Annotated in this window: 3 protein-coding genes and 1 pseudogene; all 4 read right to left on the reverse strand. The window is 40.6% G+C overall.

The window, feature by feature from the left end; all coding sequences use genetic code 11:
- A pseudogene (locus VU18_RS16700) lies at positions 1-599 on the reverse strand (hypothetical protein); the annotation flags it as partial.
- Between the two features lie 154 nt (positions 600-753).
- Positions 754-1,899 (reverse strand): hypothetical protein, encoded by a 1,146-nt coding sequence (locus VU18_RS16705; protein WP_047758614.1) that lies wholly within the window; start codon positions 1,897-1,899, stop codon positions 754-756.
- A 12-nt stretch (positions 1,900-1,911) separates the two neighbouring features.
- On the reverse strand, positions 1,912-4,242 hold the full coding sequence (locus VU18_RS16710) for a 6-hydroxymethylpterin diphosphokinase MptE-like protein (RefSeq protein ID WP_236687454.1): 2,331 nt from the start codon (positions 4,240-4,242) through the stop codon (positions 1,912-1,914).
- Positions 4,243-4,265: 23 nt separating this feature from the next.
- A partial coding sequence (locus tag VU18_RS16715; RefSeq protein ID WP_047758615.1) for a polysaccharide biosynthesis protein occupies positions 4,266-4,636 on the reverse strand: 371 nt, incomplete at its 5' end.

Below are 4,636 nucleotides of genomic sequence, written 5' to 3' on the forward strand. Positions count from 1 at the left end.
AATTCATCTACTTCTATAAAGAAACAATATCTTTTTTCTAAATCCAAAACAAGAAAATGATTTAATAAAATGTTAAATGTAAAAACCGAATTTTTTTTTCTAACCTCTTCAATAATACTATCTTGATATACTTTTGATCCGCCACCAAATATATGATTAACAAATAATACTCCTTTTCTCTGAGTCTGATATCCTATTAGCTTTTCTAAAGGAAGAATATTATACTCTTGTTCAAACAGAAATAATGAAAAAATCTTTTCTATTAAGAATAGATCTCTCTTAAAAATTTCATAGTCATCCTTATTAGAGCTATGAGAGTATAGCAATTTAAAAAACGGAATAATTTTTCTTCTTGGAATTTTAAATTCTAACAATTGTTTACTAATTTCTTTATAGTATTGACTTGCAATAATTATGTAATCATAGGTTAAGTTAACGACATCTTTGACAGCTAAAACTTCCCTATTATATTTTTTTGTTCCAACTCTCAATACATCATTATCTAAAAAGGCTAATACATCTACTTTTTCAAAGTTAAGAAGATCCCAAACTTTTTCACAACCGCTACCTGTTCCAAATATAAGTACTTTATATCTCAAAATATTATCACCTCCAACATTGGTCTATAGTTTCTTGACAAAAAGGTTAACCATAATTGTCTTTGAAATTGTCTCCAAATCTGTGCTTAAAGACAATTGAGAAACCGCTAGATCATTCGCGGTTTGTACAATCTTTTCCACCACGGATCTACATCTACTTCTTGCATTGATTAATTAGATATTTTACAAACGGTGATATAAGAATCCGATAATCATCTTCTTGGTAGCCGTACATACACAATTCTTGAACTATCTCGTTATAAAACATTGAACAAATCATAATGTAAGGTAATTTTGTCTGATTATTTAAGATGCTAGGTGAATAAACTGTATAGCCATAAAATGAACGCCCTTGTTTCTTAAAATCGTTATCAATAATGCCCTTTAAATTGAAAGGACGTGTTTTATTCAATAACTCAAGAGTTTTTCTTCCTCCTTCTCCTGCTCCCCATAAATATACTTCAGTTTCACCTAACAACTGATACATACTAGATATGAAACGGTTGAATTGATTACTTTCTAAATACGCTCGATTCTCTAAGCATTTTAATATTTCCCTATATAAGTTCCTGCTATCACAATCGACAGAATCGTCAGATAAAAAAGTTCTATCTGCCGTTTGACTATGTCTTAATTCTTTACATAAAAAGTCATCTATTTTTTCCTTTACTTTTAAATCACTGTATGTAGCTTCTATTTCAAGAAATTTGGAAATCTCATTGATCACTAACTCCCGATTATCCAATAACCGATCGAAATGCACAATTAATCTTCGGTATCCCCTAGTCCAATAAAATGAAGATATTGTGTAATGCTTCCAAACATCAATAGATTTAAAAAGACTGAAGTTGTCTCTTTTCATTAACGAGTTATGGACGTCTAAAGGATTTCTAACACAAATTATAAACCGAATGTCGATACCAAGTTCCTTTATAATATCGTTATATAGCGGAAGAAGAATTGAAGTTCTGGGGTCTTTCCAAACCCATCTTTCTGTAGATTTTAAATTACGGCTTAGCACCTCAATAATTTTCTCTCTGTAAAGTTTCATTTCACTTCGTTTCCACCAATCTCCATATATAGGAAGAGAAGTGTCCCATTCTCTTCCAAACCAACTTAATATCTCATCATTTATTTCCACTAACTCCTTATTTTCCCAAAACCCCTTTGGATTGTCTTTTTGTGGATCTAATAATGTAGCTTCATCACCAACTTCAATTCCCAAAAGATTAATCACTCTAGTCGTAGCAGATGTACCACTTCTATGCATCCCTATTACGCATATAACAGTTTTCTTCATATGCTTTTTCTCCTAACCTAATATGATAGCTTGTCCTTCTTCATTCACATGCAAGAACACACTTTCATCTGCTTGCAATTCAATAGCTTCAAAAAGCAGTTTTCCCGCATTCTGCAATTCAATTTCAACCTCATGTACACCATCATTTAAACCGCTTTTCTCAAACAATACTTCCCGAAAAGCTGGAGGAAATGGAGGTGAAAAGCGTTTATCTTTTGCTGAGAGCCTTTCTTTATACCCATCAATCACAATTTGAATCTCATCCGAACACTCCGCATGCCTCGCCCCAATCATCCGAAGCGCTGTTCCTTTAAACTTGAATTGAATCGCCGCATTCGGTTCGTTCGTTTCGTAATATGCACTGATTACATCCGCTTCCCCGGACGATTGTTTTTCAATTTTGATCTCCTTTTTTCGCCATTGGCCGATGTATTGAAATTCACTAGATGTGCATTCGCGTCTCTTCCAGCCATCGTCCTTCTGTTTCAGGGCGGGGTGCAGATATGTTTGAACCAACGGCGCCATTTCGTTATAGACTTGCTGGCATAGGTGCAAATAGTGGCGGAACGCCCGAACCACTTTGTCCGCCTTCACAATCGGATCTTGCTCTTCTCGGATTTTGTGCGCTTCTTTTTGCAGCATTTCCGTATAAACGCGGACGATAGGCCGGACGTATACGTCAAAAAAGTCGTTTTTCGTCCATCGGCGGAACTGCTCATCGAAGCGGGCGAATAATTTGTGCAATTTGTCTTCTTTTTTTCGAATAGCAGCCTGCTCCAATTCATGAAACATCGCTTCGAGCTCATGGTATCTCTTGATGAAATCGGTCATAGCGCGATGCATGTTCCCGATCTTGTCTTCAATCCCTTGCATCCGGTTGCTTTCTTGGCCGACATGCCAGTTTTCATTCACGACTTTCTTGGTCAACCGGGTTTGGATGACGGCCTCCAGCGGAATAAATGGCGCACCAGAAATATCAGCACCGCCTTTTGTTGTGTTGATGACTTCGATGTGAGAATACGTCTGGATATAGTGCTCCATCAGCAGCCGCATCTGGTTGAGCGATTCATTCGTCGTGACAAGATGTCCGTATACGTCCTTCACTTGCATGAGGCCACGCCGCTCATGTTCGAGCACTTCAGCGGTCTGCTTTTCTCCCCGTTTGATTTCCTTCGCATAATAGTAATTGTCACGGAAGGCGAAATTTTGCCCGACAAGAATGACAGGATTCGCCTCCAACTTCGCCAATATTTGCAACGTAATAATGGCGATCGAAAACGCATCGTCGATCACTTCGCTGCGGTCAAGGCTGTCAAGATAGTATGGCGTTACGGTATCTTGGGATGTGACGGCGTAAAACTTTGGTCCCTTGTATTTTTGAATCGTTTCGTATCCGACGCTCGTCCCATAAATCATCGGCACGTTGGCGTCGATCCCTTTGTCAATCATGTCCCAAAACACAGCGAAATTATGAGCCTGTGGATCATATGTGCAAACAGCGTCGGGCAGGATGCCGTTCGCCACTAGCGCTCGATTCGCCGATCCGACAGCAAAAATGTAGGCTAGCCCATTTTCCTTTATGTAGCGAAGATTGTCATATTCCTCTTGCAGCGACGGCCCAGCCGCAACGAGCAAGACCGGTTTGGAACGAAAATATTCTTTTCGGCTGAAAATGCTCGGCGATCTCAACGTTGTCGGTAAATTCATCAAGCTGTTCAATGTCCAACGTTTTCCAAAGGCAAATTCGGTCGCCAAATTGATGCGCTTCGACTGCAGGGTATCACGAAATTGGCGAACAAATTGTTGAAATTGATCCGCGAAAATTCGCTCATAACTCGGCAGCGCCACAAGCCCCACATTCGTCTCCAGCGCGTTCGCAAACTCGGCAAAAAACTGCCTGCGCGAAGCCTCGTCCGTTTCCACATAAAGATAGCGAAGCCGCTGAAGCGGCCATTCTGTCATCCGTTTGTATGATAGAAAGCGGAAAAAGATCCATGGATTCGGTTCATAAATGGTGAACGACTTATCGGGAAACATGGATAACATTTTTTCGACATGATATCCGAGCCCGATGCCGTAAAAGAACAAGTGGTCGCATTGTTCGATTTTGTCCTTGAGCTGTTGGACGAGGCGCTCGGCTTCTTGCTCCGGGTTGTATTTGCTGTGCAAATACAGAGGGCGTCCATCCACATGAACTTGAATCGTCGGCAGACCAGCATGGGACGGGATGATTTCATATTGCGGCCAAACTTGCTCATGCTGGATTTGATTCCATAGCTGCCAAATGGATGGATAGTGGCTTTGCAAAAATCGCTGATTCTCTGCCAACAACATGATGCTCATCGCTCCATCACTCACCGTTTCTCCTATATTAAGCCTTCTGCCAAAATCCAACGGCGCAATGTTTCTTTATCAATCATCTCGCCTTGAAACGGATTTTGACACGGGCGGATGTTCCATTCTTTCGGATAGGCATGCGGCTTCCAGCCAAAAGGAGGCCCGATCACATACATGTCTTCCGTCTCCCATGCCGCATGCGCTTCGTCTTCTGTCATGAGCTCTTCGTACATTTTTTCCCCTGGACGCAAGCCGATCTCTTTGATACGAATGGGCTCGTTGATGCGATATTTCTTGGTGACTTCTTCAATCATCACCTCAACTAGATCTTTCAGCGCCACCACCGGCATTTTCAGCACGAACACTTCTCCGCCCACGGCCAGTTCGTTGGCTTTTAAAA

This window comes from Geobacillus sp. ZGt-1, from assembly GCF_001026865.1.
GTDB classification, from domain to species: Bacteria; Bacillota; Bacilli; order Bacillales; family Anoxybacillaceae; genus Geobacillus; species Geobacillus thermoleovorans.

What these genes read in the sequence shown, in the direction of transcription:
- VU18_RS16705 (WP_047758614.1), bottom strand. Translation starts at nt 1,899, where the DNA reads ATGAAGAAAACTGTTATATGCGTAATAGGGATGCATAGAAGTGGTACA.
- VU18_RS16710 (WP_236687454.1), bottom strand. Translation starts at nt 4,242, where the DNA reads ATGAGCATCATGTTGTTGGCAGAGAATCAGCGATTTTTGCAAAGCCAC.